Genomic DNA, 20,332 nt, shown 5'->3' on the forward strand with positions numbered 1-20,332 from the left:
CCAGTCACTGGGCCAACTCACTGGGCCAAGTCAGCGGGCCAAGTCAGCGGGCAAGCCGCCAAGGCGGCCTGCCCGGACTAAACCCCGTTTAAAGAATGTACTTGCTCAGGTCGGTGTTGCGGGCCAGTTCGCCGACGCGGTCGCGCACATAGGCGGCGTCGATCCGCACCACCTGGCCGGGATGGTCTGCCGCCGTGTAGCTGATTTCCTCCACCACGCGTTCCAGGATTGTATGCAGCCTGCGGGCGCCAATGTTTTCCACGCCTTCATTCACCTGGGCGGCGTAATCGGCGATCACGTCGATGGCGTCGGCGGTGAAATCCAGCGTTACCTGCTCGGTGCCCAGCAGGGCGACATACTGCTTCAGCAGGCTGGCTTCCGGCTCGGTCAGGATGCGCTTGAAATCCTCCGCTGTCAGGCCCTTCAGTTCCACCCGGATCGGCAGGCGGCCCTGCAATTCCGGCAGCAGGTCGGAAGGCTTGGCGATGTGGAAGGCGCCCGACGCGATGAACAACACATGGTCGGTTTTCACCGGGCCGTGTTTCGTGGAAACGGTCGTGCCCTCGATCAGCGGCAGCAGGTCGCGCTGCACGCCCTCGCGGGACACGTCGCCGCCGCTGCGGTATTCGCTGCGGGCGCAGATCTTGTCGATCTCGTCGATGAACACGATGCCGTTCTGCTCCACGGCCGTGATCGCTTCCTTCACCACATGCTCCTGGTCCAGCAGCTTGTCGCTTTCCTCGGCGATCAGCAGCCGCATGGCATCGGCCACGCTGGTCTTGCGCGGCTTGCGGCGCACGCCGCCCAAAGCCTTGCCCAGCATGTCCTGCAGGTTGGCCATGCCCATCTGGGCGCCGGGCATGCCGGGAATCTCGAACAGCGGCATGCCGCCGCCGCCGCTATCGGCCAGGTCGATCTCGATCTCGCGCTTGTCGAGTTCGCCCTCGCGCAGCAGCTTGCGGAATTTCTGCCGCGTCTCGACGCTGGCCTTGTCGCCCACCAGGGTATCCAGCAGGCGTTCCTCGGCGGCCAGCTCGGCGCGCGCCTGCACATCCTTGCGGCGGCGCTCGCGTACCATGGCAATGCCGACTTCCAGCAGGTCGCGCACGATCTGCTCGACATCGCGGCCGACATAACCGACCTCGGTGAACTTGGTCGCTTCCACCTTGATGAAGGGAGCGCCGGCCAGCCGCGCCAGGCGGCGGGAAATCTCGGTCTTGCCGACGCCGGTCGGGCCGATCATCAGGATATTCTTCGGCAGCACCTCGTCGCGCAAAGCTTCCGGCAATTGCTGGCGGCGCCAGCGGTTGCGCAGCGCGACCGCCACCGCCTTCTTGGCCTCGGCCTGGCCGACGATGTAGCGGTCCAGTTCGGAGACAATCTCACGCGGCGAAAACGAGGTCATAGCTTTTCCACAGTCACATTACGGTTGGTGTAGACGCAGATATCGGCCGCGATATCCAGCGCGCGGCGCGCGATGCTCTCGGCATCCATGTCGTCGCGGTCCTTCAGCGCGCGGGCGGCGGCCAGCGCGTAATTGCCGCCCGAACCGATACCGACGATGCCGTCTTCCGGCTCCAGCACGTCGCCATTGCCGGTCAGCACCAAGAGGGTCTTGGCATCGGCCACGATCATCATGGCTTCCAGGCGGCGCAGGTAGCGGTCGGTGCGCCAGTCCTTGGCCAGTTCCACGGCGGCCTTTTCCAGATGGTTGGGAAACCGCTCCAGCTTGCTTTCGAGGCGTTCCAGCAGGGTGAAGGCATCGGCGGTGGCGCCCGCGAAACCGGCCAGCACGCTGCCGCCGGCGCCGATGCGGCGCACCTTGCGCGCGTTGCCCTTGATCACTGTCTGGCCCAGGCTGACCTGGCCGTCGCCGGCCACCACCACCTGGCCGCCCTTGCGCACCGCCACGATGGTGGTGCCATGCCAGGAAGCGGGGGAATTACTGTCGTCGCGCATGGGGCTCCTTGAACCTGGATACAAAAGCGATGAAGGCCTTCATGTAGGGGGGCACCCAGCTTGCTGCAAGCCATAACATCCCGGGCCGGCATATACGATTACCCATGAAAGTTGCGAAAACCGCCGGCGCGCTAGTCCCCCGCGCGCTAACTTGCTGAATCAAGGAAATATTTCGGTTCCCGCCGCGAGGTCGGCGATTGCTTGGCCGCAGTGGCCGGGCGTAGTCTGATTCAGCGCGGCTTGTGCGCGTGCGAGGCGTGAATGAGCTATCTGATCGATCCGGCCGGCAAATGGTGGCGCTGGCCGTCCCTGGCCCTGGCGGCGAGATTCGGCCGCGATGAAGCCGATATCGACATCCCGGCCTATGCTCTGCGCAATCTCGGCTATGTCTGGCTGATCAATCAGCCGGAAGCCAGCTTCCTGCAATTCCGCGCCGGCATGGTCAGCGAGCGACAGATCGCGACGCTGGAGCCGGTGCTGCATGAAGCGCGGCCTGGCCGTCCGGTGGCTTTGGTCTATTTCGCATCCGGCTGGACCGAGGAAGTGCATGCCGACCCGGCTTTGCTGCCGGGCCGCCTGCGGCAACTGGCGGCTTTGCGCGAACCGCGCCAGCGCGACCTGTTCATCCGCCATGGCCATGCCGTGGATGACTGGCGGCGGCATGCCAGCCCGGCGCTTGCCAGGCTTTATGCGCTGTGGCGCGAGCAGGGTGGCCGGCTCGGTGCCCGCGTGCAGGATTTCCTGCGCTCAAGCGGGCTTGAGCAGCGCACCGTGCTGGTCGGCCGCCCGGCTGAGCGCGACGCATTGCACGTGCTGCGCAGCGGCACGGATTTCACGCTCTATGACAGTTTCATCATGGATCGCCTGAACGGCCAGCCGCTGGCGGCACAGCCCGATCGCGCCTATGGCCAATGGGTCATCGGTGCCTATGAAGCGGTGGAGCAGACGGGCAACCCGACGCTGGATGACATCGATGCCATCGTCGAGGCACCGGACCATGACCCGCGCCGCCGCCGCTACCAGCGCCTGCTGCTGCCGTGGCGCGACGAAGACGGCGCGCCCCGCTTCACCGGCACCTCGCTGCTGAAACTTGATCTGGCGATTCCGTTCGATCTCGCCACCTGATTCAAACGTGTTGGCGCCTGAATCCGCGCCGATTTCAGATTGACCTTGTAATAGTGCGCAATACGCACTATATAAACTGCATCGATCTTGTTGACGAATTTTGTTTCTGCGCCCCGGCTTCTCCATAAGCTTGCGGCTCCCTGACGATCTCTCCTCCCAATGTCGAATATGTCGCAACGTCTGGCACGCGGTCAGACGGCGACCCCTCACGTCGATTTGAAAGGAAAATCGTCATGACCACCGGAACCGTAAAGTTTTTCAACGCCACCAAGGGCTTTGGCTTCATCCAGCAGGAAAATGGCCAGCCGGATGTGTTCGTTCACATCTCGGCCGTCGAGCGCGCCGGCATGCGCAGCCTGAATGAAGGCCAGAAGCTCAATTTCGAGGTCGTTATCGACCGTCGCAACGGCAAGAGCGCCGCTGAGAACCTGCAGGCGGCTTGATGCGCCCAGGCCCGCGACGCCAGTCGCGGGCCGGCTGCATCTCTCCTGGGCCCGTGACGCAAGTCGCGAGCCTGCCGCATCTGATGTTTAAGCAGAATGAAAAGGCCGATCATCTCGGCCTTTTTGTTTTTCTATCGATCTGTTTCCGCGAAGGAGCCTGACCATGGATCACGCGTCCAAGACAAGACTTTTCAAACCGCAGCCGACCCGCACCGAGTCGACCCGGGAGACGACATCGAGAGTCGCCAGGGAAATCATCGATAGCGAGCTGGTGGCGATGCGGACCAAGACCGAGCGCCTGCGCGCTGCGCGGCTGGCCCGCGAACAGACGCAGCAAATGGCTGTCAGGCTGGCGAACAGGCTGGCCGGGTCCGCGAAGTAAGCCATCCCGCGACAGGGACGGCGTTCGCACAACAGCAATCGCACAAACGAAAAGGGCCAGACCTTGCGGTCTGGCCCTTTTGTTTAAGCCGGCCGTTTAAGCCGGAAGGTCTGGCTTAGAAGGTGGCGCGGAGACGGGCCGAGACGCTCCACACGTCAAGGTCCTGGCGGCCAGCCGAGAGATAGGCGCCTTCCACATTGCCGGAGAAACTACCCAAGCCGAAGAAGTTGATGCCAAGGCCGAGCTGCGCGCCGAGCTTGTCGTCATTCGAGAAGGTGCCGTTGCCCAGGGCCACCGGGGCGTCCTTCTCGAAATCATACTCGCCAACCAGCTTCACATACGGCATCACCTTCTCGAAGGCATAGCCGATATTGCCGCCGAAGGTCACGCGGCCCAGCTTGGAGGTGTTGGAGCCGACCGCACCGCCGGTCGATTCAGTGTAGGCGTCACTCTTTTCTTCAAGATACATCACGCCCAGCGTCGGCATCACAGCCCAGCGGCCGAAGCCATAGCTGCCATTCAGGTTGCCGGAAACAAACCAGCGCTCGGCATCATACGAGCCGCGCACGTTGGTGTTGCGGACCACGTCGTAGTTGAGCATGCCGTAGCCGCCCGAAGCGCTGATGCTCCAGGTGTTGTTCAGCTGGAAACCAACATACGGGATGATCGAAAGACCATCGCTCTTGGTCGAGCCATTGTTGAACGTGGTGGTGAGGTCGAGGTTCTCATAACCCAGGGAAACGCCGATCAGGGCGCGGTCGGTGAGCTTGTAGTCAAGGCCGCCGACCAGGTTGTAGACGTTGCCATCCATCTGCAGGCCGGCCTGGCTGTTCTCCACCGAGGCATAGCTGCCCTGCATCCAGGTGCCGAACTTCTTGTCCGCCGAACCAGCGGCGCGACCGGAGTCGCGACCGTTCATCGAGATGGGACGAGGGCCGCTGCTGGGGCTGAAGCCGCCGCTGGGGCTGAAGCCGCCGCCGCTGCCGCCGCCAATAAAGCCGCCGCCGATGCCGCCGCTGATGGCGCCACTGATGGCGCCGCTGATCAGGCTAGCGGTTTGGACCGAGGCGATCGGCGCCACCACCGAGGTAACTGCCTGATTGGCAACGGCACCCGAATTGCTGACGTCAGAAGCGGCGAAAGCCGGCGCGGTGGCGAAGAGGCCACCAGCCATCAAACCAGTGGCAGCGATGCCAAGAATCAGCTTGCGGATCACGAAATCCCCCAATAGTTGCGACCAAGCGTGGACTGCTTGGCCAGACGGCTTACCTTGATACTATAGCTACGGGTAAGGCGGGGGGGCGGTCAAGTCCCTTTCTACGAAAGTCTGTCAATATAATCAGGGTAATAAACCGTTAACGAAACGGTGCGGGCCAGCAGCCGGGGGTGAGGCCCCGGCCCGCAGGAGTGGTGCCCGGAACAGTCCTTGGGCATGGTCCCCGGGAAAATGGCTCCCGGGCCTCAGTCGTGGCCGAGCGGCGCCGGTGCCGGGGCAGCCGCCTCGGCTTCTTCAGCCTCGCCCTCGCCATAGGAATGGGCAGCGGCCTTGATGAGCTGGAAGATGCGGTCGCGCACCACGCCATCCGAGATGCGGCCGAAATTACGCACCAGCTCAAGCGCCTGGCGGCGCGACACAGAGGAACGCTCGGCATCCATGTCGCCGATGCCGGCCGCCTCGCCGCCGGTGCTGGCCTGTTGGTCGATGCCCGGCATATCCTCAAAGAAATAGGACGGCGGCACGTTCAGGATCTGGGCGAATTGCTGCAGCCGGCTGGCGCCGATGCGGTTCAGGCCCTTTTCGTATTTCTGAATCTGCTGAAAGCTCAGGCTCACGGCATTGCCGAGGCGCTCCTGGCTGAAACCGGCCAGCGTGCGGCAGGCCCGCAGCCGGGCGCCGACATGGGCATCATAGGGGTTCGGTTTGCGCATCATGGTCTTGCCTCCACTCCTGAGGGTGAGCCATTACCGGGGCAGGAGCCGGCAACGGGACGGGACAGTAGTCAGCTTCGGCTGCCGGGTCATCCCGTATCGCCAGGCGGGCGGCGGTACCGGATTCGCGACCGAGGGCTGTAATAACCACCCGGTTACTGCAACTGTTGCTGTAGTTTAGATGGGGGCATCCTAGTCCAACCGCAACCTGGCGGAACCTAAAAATTCGGTCACACCCTCGTCATAAGCGATTAATAACAGTCGGATATTTTCCGCTGCGGCGACAGGTCGCAGGCAGCCTGCGGCACGCTGTTTCCTGGGTTTCCGCTGCCCGGCGGCCCCGCAAGTGCGTGCTGGCAGGCAGGAGTACTTCCTGCTATACCGCGCGGCGAGCGAACGGGCCCGGCGACCAGGCGGGGCCCCCCGGCGCCTAAACCGGAGCCTTAAGGAGAGCAGCATGGCCGAGCGCAAGGCCAGCGTGGCGCGCAAGACCAAGGAAACCGAGATCGCGGTGAGCCTCAATCTCGACGGCACCGGCAAATATGCCGTGTCGACCGGGGTCGGCTTTCTCGATCATATGCTGGAACAGCTTTCCCGCCACAGCCTGATCGACCTTGAGGTCAAGGCCAAGGGCGACACCCATATCGATTTCCACCACATCACCGAGGATACCGGCATCGCCATTGGGCAATGCGTTGCCCAGGCTTTGGGCGACCGCGCCGGCATCCAGCGCTATGGCGAAGCGACCATTCCGATGGACGAGACGCTGACCCGCGTGGCGCTCGATGCCTCGAACCGGCCCTATTTGATCTGGAAGGTGGCGTTCACCCGCCCGAAGCTCGGCGATTTCGATACCGAGCTGTTCAAGGAATGGTTCCAGGCCTTCGCGCAAAATGCCGGCCTCACCTTGCATGTGGAAAATCTCTACGGCGAGAATAACCACCATATCGTCGAGAGCTGCTACAAGGCGCTGGCCCGCGCCTTGCGCCAGGCGATCAGCGCCGATCCGCGCAGCCCGCACGCCATCCCCTCCACCAAGGGTACGCTCTGAGGCGGCAATGGTTTTTTTCACCGTCCATGAGCGTCCCGGAGCAACCGCCGGCGGCGATGATATCCGGCTGATCGCCTCGCGCTTCAGTTGGGGCGCGGCTTTGTTCACGCCATTCTGGCTGCTCTGGCACCGGCTCTGGCTCGGCCTGCTCGGCTATCTGCTGCTGATGCTGCCGCTTGGCGTGCTGCTGGAGATCATTGACATCGCCGATCCCGCCGATCTGGCCATCGGTGCCGCCATCGCCTATCTGTTTGGCAGCAGCGCCGCCGGCCTGCGCCGCTGGACGCTGGAACGCCAGGGCTGGAAGCTGGTGGCGGTGGTCGCGGCGCAGGACGCGATGGAAGCCGAATTGCGCTACCGCCGCGATGCCGCGTATCGGGCCCCGGTCGCGGCACCGGCAAGCGCGGTGGCTACCCCATCAGTACCGATGAATACGGGCGGATCGTTCTCCGCCCTGCCGAGGTTGATCTGACATGCGTGTGGCGTTGATTGATTACGGTTCCGGCAACCTGCGCTCCGCCGCCAAGGCCATCGAGCGCGCGGCGCGCGACAATGCGCTGCCGCTGGATTTGAGCGTCACCGACAAGGTCGCCGATGTTGAAGCCGCCGAGCGCATCGTGCTGCCCGGTGTCGGCGCCTTCGCCGATTGCTATGCCGGCCTCGCTGCCCTGCCGGGCATGATCGATGCGTTGAACCGCGACGTGCATGAACGCAAGAAGCCGTTCCTCGGCATCTGCGTCGGCATGCAGCTCATGGCCAGCATGGGCCGCGAATATGGCGAGCATAAGGGCCTGGACTGGATTGGCGGTGTCGTCGAGATCATGCAGCCCGCCGACCCCGCCCTGAAAATCCCGCATATGGGCTGGAACCAGTTGAAGCTGCTGCGGCCGCATCCGGTGCTCGATGGCATCAAGGATGGCGACCATGCCTATTTCGTGCATTCCTATGCCTTCACGCCGGCGGATCGCGGCGATCTGCTGGCCGAGGTCGAGTATGGCGGCGCGGTGACGGCGATGCTCGGCCGCGCCAACATGGTCGGCACGCAATTCCATCCGGAGAAAAGCCAGGCCACCGGCCTGCGCCTGCTCGCCAATTTCCTGCGCTGGACACCATGAACACGCAGCCGATCACCCGCATCGACCAGCTCACCGCGCTCAGCGAGGATGAGATCGACGAACTCTGCTCGGCGGCCGAGAAAGCTATCCTCGATGGGAGCGGCTTCGGCTGGCTCGCCGTGCCCTCGCGCCATGTGCTGGAGAAATACTGGCGCGGCGTGCTGCTGATGCCGCAGCGCGACCTGTTCGTGGCGCGGCTGGATGGCGCCATCGTCGGCTCGACGCAGTTGCTGCGGCCGCCGCCGAATAACGAAGCCCAGGCCCATGCGGTGCAGCTCACCACCTTCTTCATTGCCCCCTGGGCACGCGGCCATGGCCTGGCGCGCGGCCTGCTGGCGGCGGTGGAGGCGGCGGCGCTGAAACAGGGCTATGTGCAGGTGGATGCGGATATGCGCGCCAGCCAGGTGGCGGCGACACAGCTCGCCGAGGCCTGCGGCTATCTGCGCTGGGGCGAGAAGCCGCATTACGCCATGGTCAACGGTGCCTCGGTGCCGGGCTATTTCTACAGCAAGCGGCTGGTGCCATGAATCTCTATCCCGCGATTGATCTCAAGAACGGCGCCTGCGTGCGGCTGGAACAGGGCGACATGGCCCGCGCCACGGTGTTCAACACCGATCCGGCCGCGCAAGCGGCGGCGTGGGAGGCGGCCGGCTTCAAATGGCTGCATCTGGTCGATCTCGATGGTGCCTTCGCCGGCAAGCCGATGAATGCGGAAGCCGTGCGCGCCATCCGTCAGGCGATCAGCCTGCCGATCCAGTTGGGCGGCGGCATCCGCGATGAAGCGACGATTGAAGCCTGGCTCGCCGCCGGTATCGGCCGCGTCATCCTCGGCACCATCGCAGTGCGCGATCCGGAATTGGTGAAACGGGCTGCAAAGCGCTGGCCCGGCCAGGTCGTCGTCGGCATCGATGCGCGCGGCGGCAAAGTTGCCGTCGAAGGCTGGGCCGAGGCGAGCGAACTGGAAGCCGCCGACCTGGCGCGGCGTTTCGTCGATGCCGGCGTTGCCGCCATCGTCTATACCGATATCGACCGCGATGGCTTGCTGAAAGGCGTCAATGTCGAAGCCACCGCCGCCTTGGCCCGCGCCGTGCCGATTCCGGTGATAGCAAGCGGCGGAGTCGCCGGCGTGGAAGATATTGAGCGTTTAAAGGCAGCCAGTGTGATGAATGGCGGTGCGCCGATCGACGGCGCCATCCTCGGCCGCGCCCTCTATGCCGGCCGCATCGATCCGGCGGCGGCACTCAAGGCGGCAGCATGAGCCTCAAGGTCCGCGTCATCCCCTGCCTCGACGTCAAGGACGGCCGCGTCGTCAAGGGCGTCAATTTCGTCAACCTGCGCGATGCCGGCGATCCGGTGGAGCAGGCCGCGCTCTACGATGCCGCCGGTGCCGATGAACTGACCTTCCTCGACATCACGGCGTCATCCGATGCCCGCGACACGCTGTTCGATGTGGTGGCGCGCACGGCGGAACGCTGCTTCATGCCGCTCACCGTCGGCGGCGGCGTGCGCGCGGTGGAAGACGTGCGCAAGCTGCTGCTGGCCGGTGCCGACAAGGCCTCGATCAATACGGCGGCGGTGAACCGCCCGGAATTCGTGCGCGAGGCGGCGGAGAAATTCGGCAGCCAGTGCATCGTCGTCGCCATCGATGCCCGCGCCACCGCGCCGGGCAAGTGGGAAGTCTTCACCCATGGCGGCCGCAACGGCACCGGGCTGGATGCGGTTGAGTGGGCGCAGCGCATGGCGGAATACGGCGCCGGCGAGATCCTGCTCACCTCGATGGACCGCGACGGCACCGAGAAGGGCTTTGATCTGGCACTGACCCGCGCCGTGTCGGACGCCGTGCGGGTGCCGGTGATCGCCTCGGGCGGCGTCGGCAACCTGGATCATTTCGTCGAGGGCGTGCGCCAGGGCCATGCCTCGGCGGTGCTGGCAGCCTCGATTTTCCATTTCGGGCGATACAGTATCGCTGAAGCCAAGGCGCATATGGCGGCGGCGGGCCTGCCGATGCGCCTGGCATAGCCGCATGGCTGATTGAGGGGTAGGGATGAGCGAGACGGAAAAATCGGTGGCGGTGCTGGATCGGCTCTATGGCCTGATCCTCAGCCGCAAGGGCGGCGATCCGGCGACCTCGCATACCGCCAAGCTGTTTTCGCGCGGCCGCGCCAAGATCGCGCAGAAGGTGGGCGAGGAAGCGGTGGAAACCGCGCTCGCCGCCGCGGCGCTGAACGACCGCGACGAGGTGATCGGCGAGAGCGCCGACCTGCTGTTCCACCTGCTGGTGCTGTGGGCCGATTGCGGCGTCACGCCAACCGAAGTCTGGGCCGAATTGCAGCGCCGCGAGGGCCGCTCCGGCGTGGATGAGAAGAAATCCCGCCCCGCCAGCTAAGATAAAAAACCCCAGCAAGCCGGAGGAAATCATGGCCGCCTATGACAGCAACAATGTCTTCGCCCGCATCCTGCGCGGCGAGATTCCGTGCAAGAAGGTGCATGAGACGGCGCATTCGCTGGCCTTCCATGACATCAACCCGCTGGCGCCGGTGCATGTGCTGGTGATCCCGAAGGGCGCCTATGCCGATTTCGACCATTTCTCGGCCGCCGCTTCCGCCGAAGAGCAGGCCGATTATGTCAAGGCCATCGGTGATACGGCGCGGATCGTCGGCGCCGATGCCGGCGGCTACCGCCTGTTGTCCAATTGCGGCGTCAATGCCAACCAGGAAGTGCCGCATCTGCACATGCATATCTTCGGCGGCCGCACGCTGGGCCGCATGCTGAAGCGCGAAGGCGAGTAGGCACCAACGCCGTCGTCATGCCCGCACTTGATGCGGGCATCTCTCGCCACGCGGGCCGAGACCCCCGGATCACTGTAAGCGCGCGAACGCCATACGGCGTTCGTGGGCGCACAGGCCCGAAGGGCCCGGCGGGGGTGACGCATCTTTTTTGTGTCATGCTGGCGGAAGCCAGCATCCCATTTTTTGATGAAATGGAACCCCCGCTTTTCGCGGTGGTGACGATCCATGTTTGAGAATTAGCCCGCTCAATTACCGCCGAGGCGGCCCTGTTCGAGCAGGTTCTGGCGCTGGCGGGCCATCAGGGCGACAAGCTTGGTTTCCTCGACGCCATCGCGCCGCATCACCGCCTTGGTGATCGGGTCGGCCAGCATGTCCTTGAGGCTCGGCTCACGCAGGGTGCCGTCGCTGTATAAGTCCATGGCCATGTCCGCCTCCTCTGTCAGCCAAGCCAGTTGCTGGCCGTGCTCATCTCTTCCTGTGCGGAGGGAATTAGCGCACACACGCGGCAAGGCCATGACCACAATGAGGCGATTCCGGGGCAAGCGGTAAATTTCTGTTAGCGGATGTTACCGCCGTCACAGGATTTCAGGCGACAACGCAGGTGCAGCACGCGCCGGCGTGTCATGACTCAGATCAGCGCACGCGCCAGCGTTTCAGAAGCGGCGGCGGTTCGGGCAGATCAGGCGGCGGTGAGGAAGCTGCGGTAGGCAGCCGCCAGTTCCGGCACCACGGCGTCCATGATGCGCTTGCCATGCTCGGCGCTGGCCAGGCCGGGATTGGAGCCGATGCGGCCATCGGGGAAGCGGCGGCGGTAATCGGCGGCGTCGGTGAAGCGCCCGCTCGGCGCCACGGTCGGCTCCAGCACGGCCTGCTTGATCGCTTCCGGATAGGCATGGAAGGTCACCGAAACCTCGCTCGGCGTGGCATGGCTGCCTTCCTGGCTGCCGTATAATTCGCGCGACATCTGCCGCGCCGCCGCCGTGTCGTACCAGTTCTGCAGGGCGCAGCGGATGCCGGGTGTGTTGGCGCCGCCCGCCTGCAGCGACTTCGGCTGCAGCGAGGCCTCGGCGTAGATTTCCGAGAAGGCGGCGGTGACGGTGGCGACATTGCCGCCATGGCCGTTGATGAAGAAAAAGCGCTCGAAGCCGTGCACGCGCAGCGATTGCACCATGTCGCGGATCACCGCGATGAGGGTGGAGGGCCGCAGCGTCATCGAGCCGGAAAAGCCCAAATGGTGCTGCGCCATGCCGACCGCGATGGTCGGCGCCACCAGGGCGTCGGCGGCCTCGCCCACGGCCTTGGCGAAGACTTCGGCGCAGATCGCATCGGTGCCGATCAGGCCGTTCGGGCCATGCTGCTCGGTGGAACCGATCGGGATGATGATGCCGCGCGAGCTTTCCAGCCGCGCATCGACTTCGGCCCAGGTGCAAAGATGCAGCAGCATGCGGATTCCTCACTCTTTCAGGAACCCGCATTCAACGCGGCGCCTCTCCGGTTGTCGAGGGCTTGGGGCTGTCGAGAGTTTAGGGCCTAGAATTCCTTCCAGTCGTCGTCATTGCCGCCAGCGGCGGGCGGTGGCGGCGGTGGGGCCATGGCCACAGACTTCGCTGCCGGCGCAGGCCGATGTGCAGGCTTGGCGGTAGCTGCCGGTTTGATCGCCGCCGGCTTGGTTGCAGCGGGTTTCGCTGCCACCGGCTTCGCTGCCACCGGCGCGGCGGCGAGGCGCGGGGCATCGCTGCCGCCAAGCTTGAAGAAAGATACCGCATCGGCGAGTTCGCGGGCCTGGCCCGCCAGCGCCTGGGCGGCGGCCGAGGTTTCTTCCACCAGGGCGGAATTGCGCTGCGTCATCTCGTCCATGTTGCCTACGGCAGTGTTGACCTGATCAAGCCCGGTGGCCTGTTCGGCGGACGCGGCGGCGATTTCGGCGACGATATCCGACACTTTCTTGATCGCGGCGACGATCTCGCCGAGCTGGCTGCCGGCCTGGCTGGCCAGCCCGACGCCGTTCTTGACCTGGGCATTGGACTGGCTGATCAGCGCCTTGATTTCCTTCGACGCATTGGCCGAGCGCTGGGCGAGCGCGCGCACTTCCTGCGCCACGACGGCAAAGCCCTTGCCGGCTTCGCCGGCGCGGGCCGCTTCCACGCTGGCATTGAGGGCGAGCAGGTTGGTCTGGAAGGCAATCTCGTCGATCAGGCCGACAATGTCGGAAATCTTGCCCGCGCTCTGCTCGATGGCACTCATCGCCTCCACCGTGCTGGCGACCACGCGGCCGCCCTGCTCGGCGGTGTTGCGCGCCGTCTGGCTCAACTGGTTGGCCGCCTGGGCGTTATCGGCATTCTGCTTCACCGTGGTGGTGATCTGCTGCATCGAGGCGGCGGTCTCTTCCAGGCTGGCGGCCTGGGATTCGGTGCGTTGCGCCAGATCCTGGCTGCCGGTGGAGATTTCGGCCGAGGCATTCTGCACCTGGTGCGCGGTCTCGTTGAGGCGGCGGGCAAGCTGGCGCAGCGTGTCGCCGGTGGTGTTGGTGCTGTCTTTCAGGCGGCCGAACACGCCCTGGTAATTGCCCGTGATGTTGTTGGACAGATCGCCGCGCGCCAGGCCGCCCATCACGCCGTCCAGTTCTCGCATCATGGTGCCGAGCGTGGCTGAGAGTTCGTTGAGCTGCTGGCTCAGGCGCAGCAGGAAGCCGTCTTTGTCGGTGGTGTCGAGCCTGCTGTCGAGGTCGCCGGCGACGACGCGGCCGCAGAGATCGGCGATTTCGGCGGCTGCCTTGGCCTCGCGCGCCTCGCGCTCCGCACGCTGGCGGTCGGCCTCGGCACGTTCGGCGGCAAGAGCGGCATCGGCGCGCTGCTTCTCGATGATGTTGTCCTTGAATACCTGCATGGCGGCGGCGACATCGCCGATCTCGTCGCCCCGGCCATTGCCGAAAATATCAACATCAACCCGGCCGGCGGCGAGGTCGCGCAGATTCTGCACCGCACGGCCGATCGGGCCGGAGATGCCCGCGCGTCCGATCAGTAGGCCGATCACCAGGCTGGCCAGGATGGTAATGCCAGCGGCGATGATCATGGTGCGGCGGGCTGCATCGGCAAGCACATGCGCCTCCGCGTTAAGCCGCGCGGCTTTTTCATCGGAATAGATGATGAACTGGCGCAGCGGCAGCTCGAAACGGTCGGCATACAACACGCTGGCGGAGGCCTCGGCGACCAAGGCCGCTTGCGCCTCGGCTGGGGATACCTTGCCGATCAGATCGCGCGCCTTGCTGAACGTGCCGGCCAGTTCGCGGCTATAGGCCTGGTAATGCGTGTCGATTTCCGCCAGCAGCTTGGCTTGTTCAGGGTCAGCCTTCTTCTTCAGTTCGGCCAGGCGTTCGCGGAAGGCCTTTTCCTCCTCCTGCACCCGCTGGCCGATTGCCTGCAGGTTTTCCGGCGTTGGCTGCGCTGCCACCCGGAATTCGCCACGGCTCAGGCGCAGCATATTCTGCCCGGCGCGCGCCGCTGTGGTGGCCAGGGCGCCGGCCTCGGCGGTTTGCTCTTCTATAAGGGTGAGCTTTTCCAGCCCGTTCAGGGCTATCAGCCCGAGCGTTGCGGATGCGGCTGCCATCAGCAGCACCAGGGCCATGACTTTGTAGAGAATTCGCCAATTGCTGAAAGACAGCATGTCCCTTACCCCTGCAAAAGCCTGTTTCTTACCTCTAGCGGCAGACCACCCGGCATGGCGCGCTGGTTCATAGGCCTGCGTTTAAAGCACAGGTCTGAGTTGAAATTATGTGTCCGCTCACCAGATGCAAGTCCAGGTCAATATCATAAATTCTTGTTGATCAAGGGCTTAGTGGGAGTTGTGTAGGTGTTGACCATGTCCACTTGTGGAGGATAGCAGCGACGACCCGACAGGTAGGCTTGCCAGCCGGGACCACCGAATCCGGCCTTGACGGCGGGTCTTCAATCCTTATGATGCGCCCGCCCTCCCCGCTCCCCTCAAGCGGGGCGATTGGCATTCCTTGCATGGAACGGGTCGTCGTGGCTGCCGTCCGCCCATGCGCCGATCAGGATCACCTATGACCAAACGTCTTGAGTCCAAGTACAAGATTAACCGCCGCCTGAACGAGAACCTGTGGGGCCGCGCCAAGAGCCCGATCAACAAGCGCGCCTATCCGCCGGGTCAGCATGGCCAGAAGCGCAAGAAGCCGACCGATTACGGCGTGCAGCTCATGGCCAAGCAGCGTCTCAAGGGCTACTACGGCAACATCACCGAGAAGCAGTTCCGCCGCGCCTATTTCGAGGCGATCCGCCGTCGTGGCGATACCTCGGAGAACTTGATCGGCCTGCTCGAGCGCCGTCTCGACGCCGTGGTCTACCGCATGAAGCTGGTGCCGACCGTGTTCGCCGCGCGCCAGTTCATCAACCACGGCCACGTGCTGGTCAACGGCCGCCGCTGCACCATCGCCTCGATGCAGATCAAGGTCGGTGACGTGATCGAAGTCCGTGGCAAGGCCAAGGACATGGTGGTGGTGCAGGAAGCCCTGGCCTCCACCGAGCGCGATGTGCCCGATTACATCGACATGGACAAGGCCAAGCTGCGCGGCACCTTCACCCGCGTGCCGCTGCTCGCCGACGTGCCCTATCCGGTGAAGATGGAACCGAACCTCGTGGTCGAGTTCTACTCGCGCTAATCCTTCCGGGCTGTTCGCAGTCCAAACGAAAAGGCCGCCCACCGGGCGGCCTTTTTTGTTGCGGGCTTGCTTGTGTTACTCCGCCGCCTTCGCGGCTTGTTCGGCATCCTCTTCCTGGCGCCAGCGGATGGCGATGTCGGCCAGGGTCTGCAGCACGCCGTTCAATTCCTCGCCGCGCCTGGCCAGGCTGTAGGTGACCTGCGGCGGGATCGTCGCCGCGTAGCTGCGGGTGATCAGGCCATGCTGTTCCAGCATGCGCAGCCGCTCGGTCAGCACCTTGGCCGAAACGCCCGGCACCAGGCGCTTCAAGGCGCCGAAGCGGGTCGGGCCCTCGTTGCGCAAGACCCAGAGAATGTAGGTGGTCCACGGCCCCATCAGCAGCCGCAGCAACTGGTCCATCGGGCAGGCCAGTCGGTCGCTGGCATCCTTTTCGGGCGCAAATTTATGCGCGTCTTGAAGCTGCTTGGATGTAATGCGCTGGGCCAGGGGCATGGCTTACCGCTTCCTTACCTAGTTACTAAAAGGTACCTACTTTACTATTCCTCCGTGCTTGCTATGTCAATGTCGGTTACTTCGAGTAACTAACTTAGCAAAAGACTCCTAGGAGAGCCCGTCATGACGGCGATTGCCATTGTTTATCATAGTGGTTACGGCCACACCCAACGCCAGGCCGAAGCCGTGGCGGAAGGCGTCAACGCCGTACCGGGCGCCAAGGCGCTGCTGGTGCCGGTGGCGGAAGCCGAGGCCAACGAGGCGGCGCTGAATGCCGCCGATGCCATCATCTTCGGCGCGCCAACCTATATGGGCTCGGTTTCGGCGCCGTTCAAAACCTTCATGGACTGGTCGTCGAAAGCCTGGTTCGGCCAGGCCTGGAAGGACAAGTTCGCCGCCGGCTTCACCAATTCCGCCTCGCAGTCGGGCGACAAGTTCAACACCCTGGTGCAGCTCGCCACCTATGCGGCGCAGCATGGCATGATCTGGGTCAGCCTCGGCCTGCTGCCGGGCAACAACAATTCCAAGGGCAGCCCCGATGACCTCAACCGCCTCGGCGGCTTCCTCGGCGCGCTGGCGCAGTCGAATGCCGATGAGGGCCCGGACAAGGGGCCGTCGAAGTCCGACCTCGCCACCGCGCGCCATCTCGGCCAGCGCGTCGCCGAGCAGGCCAAGTTGCGCGCCCCCCTGAAGCAAGCTGCCTGAAGCAGGCAGCCTAACGCAAACAGCCCGCGCCGCCTCGGGTGGCGCGGGTTTCCGCCGCCTCAGATCGTCTCGCCGCGCAAGAGGCTGTCGACCATGAAAGCCGTGAGCGCCAGCGACATGTCGAGATTCACCACCCGCGTGATCGAAGCAGCGGCGGCGGCCATGTCGCTGCCCTTGTACTCGGTGGCAACCAGGCGCAGCAGGTCGCCGAGAAAGAAATTATAGCCGGCCATGTAAAGCGGTGGCGGCACCTTGGCGCGATAATGCGCATGGCCGATGGCGAGCGCATTGGTCAGATAGTCATGGTCGAAGCGGCAATCAAACACCATTTCCCAATGCGACTGCTGGCGATGGCGCAGCTTCACGGTGTCATGCTTCGCCAGGATCGCCTTGCCTTCAGGAAACCGCTGCACGAAGTCGTAGAAGCGGCTGGTGATGCCGTTCAGGTGAAATTGCAGGATCGGTCGCACCAGGCGCAGGTTGTCGCGGGTCAGCGGCGTGATCCCGAAACGCAGCAGACGCTGTGGCAAGTTCACCTTGTCGGCTAGGTCGCCGACAGCCTGGCCCCAGGCTTTATTTGTCTCGTTGTTATCGCTCATGCCTCACCCCCCGGCATGAGCAGAGTATACACAGCGATGACTATCTCTGGAATAAAGAATCCAGATAATACTACCTTCAGTTTTTAATTGGCGCGAAAGCGGCCGTCGTTACGGTCAGGTCCGGCGCGGCCTGAGTCGTCCAGTCGCGGCGGGTGAATACCTGGGCATTGGCGCGTGCCGCCGCCAGGGCGGCGATATCCAGTGTCGCGTAGGTCCAGCCCGGCTTGTCGGTCTCGCCCAGCGCCAGCACGCCGTCATCGGGGAAGCCGCGATCCGGCGTGGCATAGATGCCGGCCTGGCCGCGATTGATGTCCACCGCTGGTGACCAGCGCGCCTCGCCCACGGTCTGTGCCACGGCGAGGTAGATCTGGTTTTCCAGCGCCCGGGCGCGGGCGCCGACATGCACGCGGTGCAGCCCGGCCAGGGTGTCGGTGCAGGACGGCGCCAGCACCAGGTCGGCGCCGGCTTCCGCCAGGGCGCGGGTGATCAGCGGGAATTCCACGTCGTAGCAGACCGCGATGCCGAAGCGGCAGCCGAGCCCGGTATCGAAGACCTGCAGCCCCGTGCCGCTCTGGATGATCCATTCCTCGCGCTCGAAGCGCGTCATCTGGCGCTTGTCCTGCCAGGCTAGGCGGCCATCGGGCGCAAACACATGGGCGCGGTTGACGAAGCCGTTTTCTGCCAGGCGCACCGGAAAGCTCGACGCGACGATGGTGACGCGGTGTTGCCGCGCCAGTTCGGCATGCTTGGCGAGATAGGCGGGCAGCAGGTCCTGCATCGCCGCGATCTGGCCCAGCAGGTCGGCCTGCAATTCAGGCGACAGCAGCGAGGCCAGTTCCATCGCGCCATATTCCGGGAACAGCAACAGCTTGGCACCGGCTTGCGCCGCCTCCGCCACCCAGGCCTCGAGCTTGGCTTCCCAGGCGGCGAGATCGGCGAACTGGCCGATGGGATATTGCGAGCAGGCGATGCGCAGTCTGGTCATGCCGGCAATTCCCGCATCCAGTAGACCATTGGCTTCGCGGTCTGGGCGGTATCGCCGATATCGGTCCAGGAAAAACTCGATACCAGGTCGGGGCGCTTCGAATAGCCACGCTTGGTCCAGAAGGCATCGAGCGGCACATAGTCGGCCGGCTTCATCGGATGATCGGCCGGGCGCTGCACGCCGCAGAAACAGCAGATGCGTTTAGCAAAGCGGCGCGCGGCGGCCTCGCGTTCGTTGAAGAAGCCGACGCCGATGCCGTGGCCGCGATACTGCTTCAGCAGCACGGATTCGCCGAAATAGAAAATCGGCTTCACGTCCATGCCGGCGGCCAGGAATGGCGCCTGCACGTAATCCACTTCCTCTTCCAGCGCCAGGGCCGTGGCGGCGCCTACAGCCTGCTCGCCGTCCAATGCCACCACGATGGTGCCGGTCTTCGCGCGGGCATAGCGTTCGAGATACTGGCGCTCGTAGCTGATGTCGCCTTCGTAGAGATAGGGCCAGTCGCGGAACACCGTGATGCGCAGCCGAGCCAGATCATCCAGCCGGGTCAGCAGTTGTTCGCCATGCAGGCGCTCGACGCGGATCGCGGCCATGGCCCGATGCCCTTCCTTAAGCCGCGCCGACCTGGCGCAGCCAGTCCTGAAGATTGTAGTAGTTGGTGATGCGCGCGACCTTGCCCCCCTTCACTTCGAAGAAGGCGCCGGCCGGCAGGCGGTATGTCTGGCCCGTCGCTTCCGGCAGGCCTTCATCGGTGGCCTTGTAGGTGCCGAGCACGATGAATTCGGCGGCGGCGCGGCTGCCGTCGTCATTCACGCTGATGCTGATCTCGACGATCTGCTCGGCATAGCTGCGGTCCATGCGCTTGAGGAAGGCGCGGAAGGCCTCGCGGCCCACTTCGCGGCCACCCTGGTTGATGTCATGCACCACGTCGTCCGTCAGCAGGCCGAGGAAGCGGTCGAAATCCAGCGCGTTGAAGGCGGCGTAATACTCGGCGATCAGGGCCTTGGTGGCGGCAGCGGTCATGGCGGCAAGCACTCCTGTTGTATTTTGCGGCGGCGTTCAGCCGCCCTTGAATTCTATCGTGTTGCCGTCGGGATCGGGGAAATACAGCGACGGGCCTTCGCCGTCATTGCCGAAACGATTGCGCGCCGGATCGGTACTGATGCCATGGGCGGCAAGATGGCGGGTCAGCGCCGCCTCATCAAACGGCTCTATGCGCAGGCAGAGATGCTCGAGGTTGCGGCCGGGCTGATGCACTGGCTGGTCGCCGGCTTTCTTCAGCGGTCCATTGGCATCGACAATGTCGATAAGCTGGCCACCGGCACGTAAGTGCGTCAGGCCAAGCTTCGGCTGCTCGTGTTCCAGCGTGCAGCCGACCACCTCGATATAGAAGGCGATCAGGCGGGCCGGATCGGCGCTGCGCAGCACGATATGGTCGATGCCGCGCAGGCTGAACGGCCGGGGCGCGGCCATCGCCGCGCCTCAGGCGTTCTGGTAGGCGATGCCCTTCTGCTCCAGCAGCTGCTGCAGCTCGCCGGACTGGTACATCTCGCGCACGATGTCGCAGCCGCCGACGAATTCGCCCTTCACGTAGAGCTGCGGGATCGTCGGCCAGTCGGAGAATTCCTTGATGCCCTGGCGGATCGAGGGATCGGACAGCACGTCCACGCCCTTGAACTTCACGCCCAGGTGGGAGAGCACCTGCACCACCACGGCGGAAAAGCCGCATTGCGGGAAGACCGGCGTGCCCTTCATGAAAAGCACGATGTCGTTGTCGGTGATGTCCTGCTTGATGCGTTCGGCAACGGTCGCGTCGGTCATCGGGGCAATCCTCTCGCTTAAGGAGTCTGGGTGGTGAGCGCCAGCGCATGAAGCTGGCCGCCCATGCGGCCCTTCAGGGCGGCGTAGACAAGCTGGTGCTGCTTCACGCGGCTCAGGCCGGCGAAGGCGGCGGAGGTGACGGTGGCGGCGTAATGGTCGCCATCACCGCGCAGGTCGTCGATCCGCACCACCGCATCGGGCAGGGCTTCCTTGATCATGCGCTCGATTTCACTGGCATCCATTGCCATCGGGTAATCCCTTA

The 20,332-nt window shown here is 64.4% G+C and carries 28 protein-coding genes; 13 read left to right on the forward strand and 15 right to left on the reverse strand.

Going from position 1 to position 20,332, the window contains the following annotated elements:
* Nucleotides 1-88: 88 nt before the first annotated feature.
* Both hslU and hslV read right to left on the reverse strand, forming a co-directional pair.
* Complete coding sequence (hslU, locus tag V6B08_RS03415) at nucleotides 89-1,405, reverse strand: ATP-dependent protease ATPase subunit HslU (protein WP_341978120.1); 1,317 nt, start codon at nucleotides 1,403-1,405, stop codon at nucleotides 89-91.
* Entirely contained in the window at nucleotides 1,402-1,959 is a 558-nt protein-coding gene (gene hslV / locus V6B08_RS03420; protein WP_341978123.1) for an ATP-dependent protease subunit HslV, read from the reverse strand. Before hslV ends, hslU begins: the two co-directional genes overlap by 4 nt.
* A gap of 261 nt (nucleotides 1,960-2,220) precedes the next feature.
* Between hslV and V6B08_RS03425 the strand changes: the two genes are divergently transcribed.
* The 3 genes from V6B08_RS03425 to V6B08_RS03435 all read left to right on the forward strand — a co-directional run bounded on the left by V6B08_RS03425 (nucleotide 2,221) and on the right by V6B08_RS03435 (nucleotide 3,909).
* The gene (locus V6B08_RS03425) at nucleotides 2,221-3,084 is read left to right on the forward strand and encodes a hypothetical protein (protein ID WP_341978125.1); all 864 of its coding nucleotides are present in this window, start codon (nucleotides 2,221-2,223) and stop codon (nucleotides 3,082-3,084) included.
* A gap of 233 nt (nucleotides 3,085-3,317) precedes the next feature.
* Nucleotides 3,318-3,527 carry a cold-shock protein gene (locus V6B08_RS03430; RefSeq protein ID WP_341978127.1) on the forward strand — a complete coding sequence of 70 codons (210 nt, stop codon included), beginning with the start codon at nucleotides 3,318-3,320 and terminating at the stop codon, nucleotides 3,525-3,527.
* A 163-nt stretch (nucleotides 3,528-3,690) separates the two neighbouring features.
* Nucleotides 3,691-3,909, forward strand: coding sequence for a hypothetical protein (locus V6B08_RS03435; RefSeq protein WP_341978129.1), 219 nt, complete (start codon nucleotides 3,691-3,693; stop codon nucleotides 3,907-3,909).
* Between the two features lie 115 nt (nucleotides 3,910-4,024).
* Here V6B08_RS03435 and V6B08_RS03440 read toward each other — a convergent pair whose 3' ends face one another.
* Nucleotides 4,025-5,125 (reverse strand): autotransporter outer membrane beta-barrel domain-containing protein, encoded by a 1,101-nt coding sequence (locus V6B08_RS03440; RefSeq protein ID WP_341978131.1) that lies wholly within the window; start codon nucleotides 5,123-5,125, stop codon nucleotides 4,025-4,027.
* A 245-nt stretch (nucleotides 5,126-5,370) separates the two neighbouring features.
* Entirely contained in the window at nucleotides 5,371-5,841 is a 471-nt protein-coding gene (locus tag V6B08_RS03445) for a helix-turn-helix domain-containing protein (protein WP_341978133.1), read from the reverse strand.
* Between the two features lie 454 nt (nucleotides 5,842-6,295).
* Between V6B08_RS03445 and hisB the strand changes: the two genes are divergently transcribed.
* Genes hisB through V6B08_RS03485 form a run of 8 tightly spaced genes read left to right on the forward strand, consistent with a single transcriptional unit; the run spans nucleotide 6,296 to nucleotide 10,793 of the window.
* Nucleotides 6,296-6,889: an imidazoleglycerol-phosphate dehydratase HisB gene (gene hisB / locus V6B08_RS03450; RefSeq protein WP_341978135.1), complete on the forward strand. Its 594-nt coding sequence runs from the start codon at nucleotides 6,296-6,298 to the stop codon at nucleotides 6,887-6,889.
* A 7-nt stretch (nucleotides 6,890-6,896) separates the two neighbouring features.
* Nucleotides 6,897-7,361: a DUF2628 domain-containing protein gene (locus V6B08_RS03455; RefSeq protein WP_341978137.1), complete on the forward strand. Its 465-nt coding sequence runs from the start codon at nucleotides 6,897-6,899 to the stop codon at nucleotides 7,359-7,361.
* 1 nt (nucleotide 7,362) lies between these two features.
* On the forward strand, nucleotides 7,363-8,004 hold the full coding sequence (hisH, locus tag V6B08_RS03460; protein ID WP_341978138.1) for an imidazole glycerol phosphate synthase subunit HisH: 642 nt from the start codon (nucleotides 7,363-7,365) through the stop codon (nucleotides 8,002-8,004).
* Nucleotides 8,001-8,531: a GNAT family N-acetyltransferase gene (locus tag V6B08_RS03465; RefSeq protein ID WP_341978140.1), complete on the forward strand. Its 531-nt coding sequence runs from the start codon at nucleotides 8,001-8,003 to the stop codon at nucleotides 8,529-8,531. Before hisH ends, V6B08_RS03465 begins: the two co-directional genes overlap by 4 nt.
* Nucleotides 8,528-9,262 carry a 1-(5-phosphoribosyl)-5-[(5-phosphoribosylamino)methylideneamino]imidazole-4-carboxamide isomerase gene (gene hisA / locus V6B08_RS03470; protein ID WP_341978143.1) on the forward strand — a complete coding sequence of 245 codons (735 nt, stop codon included), beginning with the start codon at nucleotides 8,528-8,530 and terminating at the stop codon, nucleotides 9,260-9,262. Before V6B08_RS03465 ends, hisA begins: the two co-directional genes overlap by 4 nt.
* Entirely contained in the window at nucleotides 9,259-10,023 is a 765-nt protein-coding gene (gene hisF / locus V6B08_RS03475; protein WP_341978145.1) for an imidazole glycerol phosphate synthase subunit HisF, read from the forward strand. Before hisA ends, hisF begins: the two co-directional genes overlap by 4 nt.
* Before the next feature lie 25 nt (nucleotides 10,024-10,048).
* Nucleotides 10,049-10,390, forward strand: a complete 342-nt coding sequence (locus tag V6B08_RS03480) for a phosphoribosyl-ATP diphosphatase (RefSeq protein ID WP_341978147.1) — start codon at nucleotides 10,049-10,051, stop codon at nucleotides 10,388-10,390.
* Between the two features lie 31 nt (nucleotides 10,391-10,421).
* Nucleotides 10,422-10,793 carry an HIT domain-containing protein gene (locus V6B08_RS03485; protein WP_341978149.1) on the forward strand — a complete coding sequence of 124 codons (372 nt, stop codon included), beginning with the start codon at nucleotides 10,422-10,424 and terminating at the stop codon, nucleotides 10,791-10,793.
* 245 nt (nucleotides 10,794-11,038) lie between these two features.
* Here the strand turns inward: V6B08_RS03485 and V6B08_RS03490 are convergent, their stop codons facing one another.
* The 3 genes from V6B08_RS03490 to V6B08_RS03500 all read right to left on the reverse strand — a co-directional run bounded on the left by V6B08_RS03490 (nucleotide 11,039) and on the right by V6B08_RS03500 (nucleotide 14,456).
* Complete coding sequence (locus tag V6B08_RS03490) at nucleotides 11,039-11,218, reverse strand: hypothetical protein (RefSeq protein ID WP_341978151.1); 180 nt, start codon at nucleotides 11,216-11,218, stop codon at nucleotides 11,039-11,041.
* Between the two features lie 254 nt (nucleotides 11,219-11,472).
* Nucleotides 11,473-12,237 (reverse strand): creatininase family protein, encoded by a 765-nt coding sequence (locus tag V6B08_RS03495; RefSeq protein WP_341978153.1) that lies wholly within the window; start codon nucleotides 12,235-12,237, stop codon nucleotides 11,473-11,475.
* Nucleotides 12,238-12,323: 86 nt separating this feature from the next.
* Entirely contained in the window at nucleotides 12,324-14,456 is a 2,133-nt protein-coding gene (locus V6B08_RS03500; RefSeq protein WP_341978155.1) for a HAMP domain-containing methyl-accepting chemotaxis protein, read from the reverse strand.
* A gap of 397 nt (nucleotides 14,457-14,853) precedes the next feature.
* On the opposite strand from V6B08_RS03500, the gene rpsD reads away from it, so the two are divergent.
* On the forward strand, nucleotides 14,854-15,468 hold the full coding sequence (gene rpsD, locus V6B08_RS03505; protein ID WP_341978157.1) for a 30S ribosomal protein S4: 615 nt from the start codon (nucleotides 14,854-14,856) through the stop codon (nucleotides 15,466-15,468).
* A 75-nt stretch (nucleotides 15,469-15,543) separates the two neighbouring features.
* On the opposite strand, the gene V6B08_RS03510 is transcribed toward rpsD, so the two are convergent.
* Nucleotides 15,544-15,960, reverse strand: coding sequence for a winged helix-turn-helix transcriptional regulator (locus V6B08_RS03510; RefSeq protein WP_341978159.1), 417 nt, complete (start codon nucleotides 15,958-15,960; stop codon nucleotides 15,544-15,546).
* A 123-nt stretch (nucleotides 15,961-16,083) separates the two neighbouring features.
* On the opposite strand from V6B08_RS03510, the gene V6B08_RS03515 reads away from it, so the two are divergent.
* A complete protein-coding gene (locus V6B08_RS03515) occupies nucleotides 16,084-16,665 on the forward strand; it encodes a flavodoxin family protein (protein WP_341978161.1) in 582 nt (193 codons plus the stop codon).
* 59 nt (nucleotides 16,666-16,724) lie between these two features.
* Here V6B08_RS03515 and V6B08_RS03520 read toward each other — a convergent pair whose 3' ends face one another.
* The 7 genes from V6B08_RS03520 to V6B08_RS03550 form a co-directional block, all read right to left on the reverse strand.
* Nucleotides 16,725-17,264: a protoglobin domain-containing protein gene (locus V6B08_RS03520; RefSeq protein WP_341978163.1), complete on the reverse strand. Its 540-nt coding sequence runs from the start codon at nucleotides 17,262-17,264 to the stop codon at nucleotides 16,725-16,727.
* Between the two features lie 76 nt (nucleotides 17,265-17,340).
* Nucleotides 17,341-18,249: a carbon-nitrogen hydrolase family protein gene (locus tag V6B08_RS03525; RefSeq protein WP_341978165.1), complete on the reverse strand. Its 909-nt coding sequence runs from the start codon at nucleotides 18,247-18,249 to the stop codon at nucleotides 17,341-17,343.
* Nucleotides 18,246-18,842, reverse strand: coding sequence for a GNAT family N-acetyltransferase (locus tag V6B08_RS03530; RefSeq protein WP_341978167.1), 597 nt, complete (start codon nucleotides 18,840-18,842; stop codon nucleotides 18,246-18,248). The genes V6B08_RS03525 and V6B08_RS03530 overlap by 4 nt, the downstream gene beginning before the upstream one ends.
* A 16-nt stretch (nucleotides 18,843-18,858) precedes the next feature.
* On the reverse strand, nucleotides 18,859-19,272 hold the full coding sequence (locus tag V6B08_RS03535) for a ketosteroid isomerase-related protein (protein WP_341978169.1): 414 nt from the start codon (nucleotides 19,270-19,272) through the stop codon (nucleotides 18,859-18,861).
* A 36-nt stretch (nucleotides 19,273-19,308) separates the two neighbouring features.
* Entirely contained in the window at nucleotides 19,309-19,722 is a 414-nt protein-coding gene (locus V6B08_RS03540) for a VOC family protein (RefSeq protein ID WP_341978170.1), read from the reverse strand.
* Between the two features lie 9 nt (nucleotides 19,723-19,731).
* Complete coding sequence (gene grxD / locus V6B08_RS03545; protein WP_341978172.1) at nucleotides 19,732-20,070, reverse strand: Grx4 family monothiol glutaredoxin; 339 nt, start codon at nucleotides 20,068-20,070, stop codon at nucleotides 19,732-19,734.
* A 17-nt stretch (nucleotides 20,071-20,087) separates the two neighbouring features.
* Complete coding sequence (locus V6B08_RS03550; protein ID WP_341978174.1) at nucleotides 20,088-20,318, reverse strand: BolA family protein; 231 nt, start codon at nucleotides 20,316-20,318, stop codon at nucleotides 20,088-20,090.
* Between the last annotated feature and the right edge of the window lie 14 nt (nucleotides 20,319-20,332).

The organism is Ferrovibrio sp. MS7 (assembly GCF_038404985.1).
In the GTDB taxonomy this organism is placed as follows: Bacteria; Pseudomonadota; Alphaproteobacteria; order Ferrovibrionales; family Ferrovibrionaceae; genus Ferrovibrio; species Ferrovibrio plantarum.

Bases quoted from the DNA above. Each gene is read 5' to 3' on its own strand.
- V6B08_RS03520 (WP_341978163.1), bottom strand. From the start codon at position 17,264: ATGAGCGATAACAACGAGACAAATAAAGCCTGGGGCCAGGCTGTCGGC.
- V6B08_RS03500 (WP_341978155.1), bottom strand. From the start codon at position 14,456: ATGCTGTCTTTCAGCAATTGGCGAATTCTCTACAAAGTCATGGCCCTG.
- V6B08_RS03525 (WP_341978165.1), bottom strand. From the start codon at position 18,249: ATGACCAGACTGCGCATCGCCTGCTCGCAATATCCCATCGGCCAGTTC.
- V6B08_RS03495 (WP_341978153.1), bottom strand. From the start codon at position 12,237: ATGCTGCTGCATCTTTGCACCTGGGCCGAAGTCGATGCGCGGCTGGAA.
- V6B08_RS03480 (WP_341978147.1), top strand. From the start codon at position 10,049: ATGAGCGAGACGGAAAAATCGGTGGCGGTGCTGGATCGGCTCTATGGC.
- V6B08_RS03540 (WP_341978170.1), bottom strand. From the start codon at position 19,722: ATGGCCGCGCCCCGGCCGTTCAGCCTGCGCGGCATCGACCATATCGTG.
- hisB (WP_341978135.1), top strand. From the start codon at position 6,296: ATGGCCGAGCGCAAGGCCAGCGTGGCGCGCAAGACCAAGGAAACCGAG.
- V6B08_RS03455 (WP_341978137.1), top strand. From the start codon at position 6,897: ATGGTTTTTTTCACCGTCCATGAGCGTCCCGGAGCAACCGCCGGCGGC.
- hisA (WP_341978143.1), top strand. From the start codon at position 8,528: ATGAATCTCTATCCCGCGATTGATCTCAAGAACGGCGCCTGCGTGCGG.
- V6B08_RS03485 (WP_341978149.1), top strand. From the start codon at position 10,422: ATGGCCGCCTATGACAGCAACAATGTCTTCGCCCGCATCCTGCGCGGC.
- hslV (WP_341978123.1), bottom strand. From the start codon at position 1,959: ATGCGCGACGACAGTAATTCCCCCGCTTCCTGGCATGGCACCACCATC.
- V6B08_RS03530 (WP_341978167.1), bottom strand. From the start codon at position 18,842: ATGGCCGCGATCCGCGTCGAGCGCCTGCATGGCGAACAACTGCTGACC.
- V6B08_RS03510 (WP_341978159.1), bottom strand. From the start codon at position 15,960: ATGCCCCTGGCCCAGCGCATTACATCCAAGCAGCTTCAAGACGCGCAT.
- V6B08_RS03435 (WP_341978129.1), top strand. From the start codon at position 3,691: ATGGATCACGCGTCCAAGACAAGACTTTTCAAACCGCAGCCGACCCGC.
- V6B08_RS03490 (WP_341978151.1), bottom strand. From the start codon at position 11,218: ATGGCCATGGACTTATACAGCGACGGCACCCTGCGTGAGCCGAGCCTC.
- V6B08_RS03425 (WP_341978125.1), top strand. From the start codon at position 2,221: ATGAGCTATCTGATCGATCCGGCCGGCAAATGGTGGCGCTGGCCGTCC.
- hisH (WP_341978138.1), top strand. From the start codon at position 7,363: ATGCGTGTGGCGTTGATTGATTACGGTTCCGGCAACCTGCGCTCCGCC.
- V6B08_RS03465 (WP_341978140.1), top strand. From the start codon at position 8,001: ATGAACACGCAGCCGATCACCCGCATCGACCAGCTCACCGCGCTCAGC.
- V6B08_RS03445 (WP_341978133.1), bottom strand. From the start codon at position 5,841: ATGATGCGCAAACCGAACCCCTATGATGCCCATGTCGGCGCCCGGCTG.
- grxD (WP_341978172.1), bottom strand. From the start codon at position 20,070: ATGACCGACGCGACCGTTGCCGAACGCATCAAGCAGGACATCACCGAC.
- hslU (WP_341978120.1), bottom strand. From the start codon at position 1,405: ATGACCTCGTTTTCGCCGCGTGAGATTGTCTCCGAACTGGACCGCTAC.
- V6B08_RS03535 (WP_341978169.1), bottom strand. From the start codon at position 19,272: ATGACCGCTGCCGCCACCAAGGCCCTGATCGCCGAGTATTACGCCGCC.
- V6B08_RS03515 (WP_341978161.1), top strand. From the start codon at position 16,084: ATGACGGCGATTGCCATTGTTTATCATAGTGGTTACGGCCACACCCAA.
- V6B08_RS03430 (WP_341978127.1), top strand. From the start codon at position 3,318: ATGACCACCGGAACCGTAAAGTTTTTCAACGCCACCAAGGGCTTTGGC.
- hisF (WP_341978145.1), top strand. From the start codon at position 9,259: ATGAGCCTCAAGGTCCGCGTCATCCCCTGCCTCGACGTCAAGGACGGC.
- V6B08_RS03550 (WP_341978174.1), bottom strand. From the start codon at position 20,318: ATGGCAATGGATGCCAGTGAAATCGAGCGCATGATCAAGGAAGCCCTG.
- rpsD (WP_341978157.1), top strand. From the start codon at position 14,854: ATGACCAAACGTCTTGAGTCCAAGTACAAGATTAACCGCCGCCTGAAC.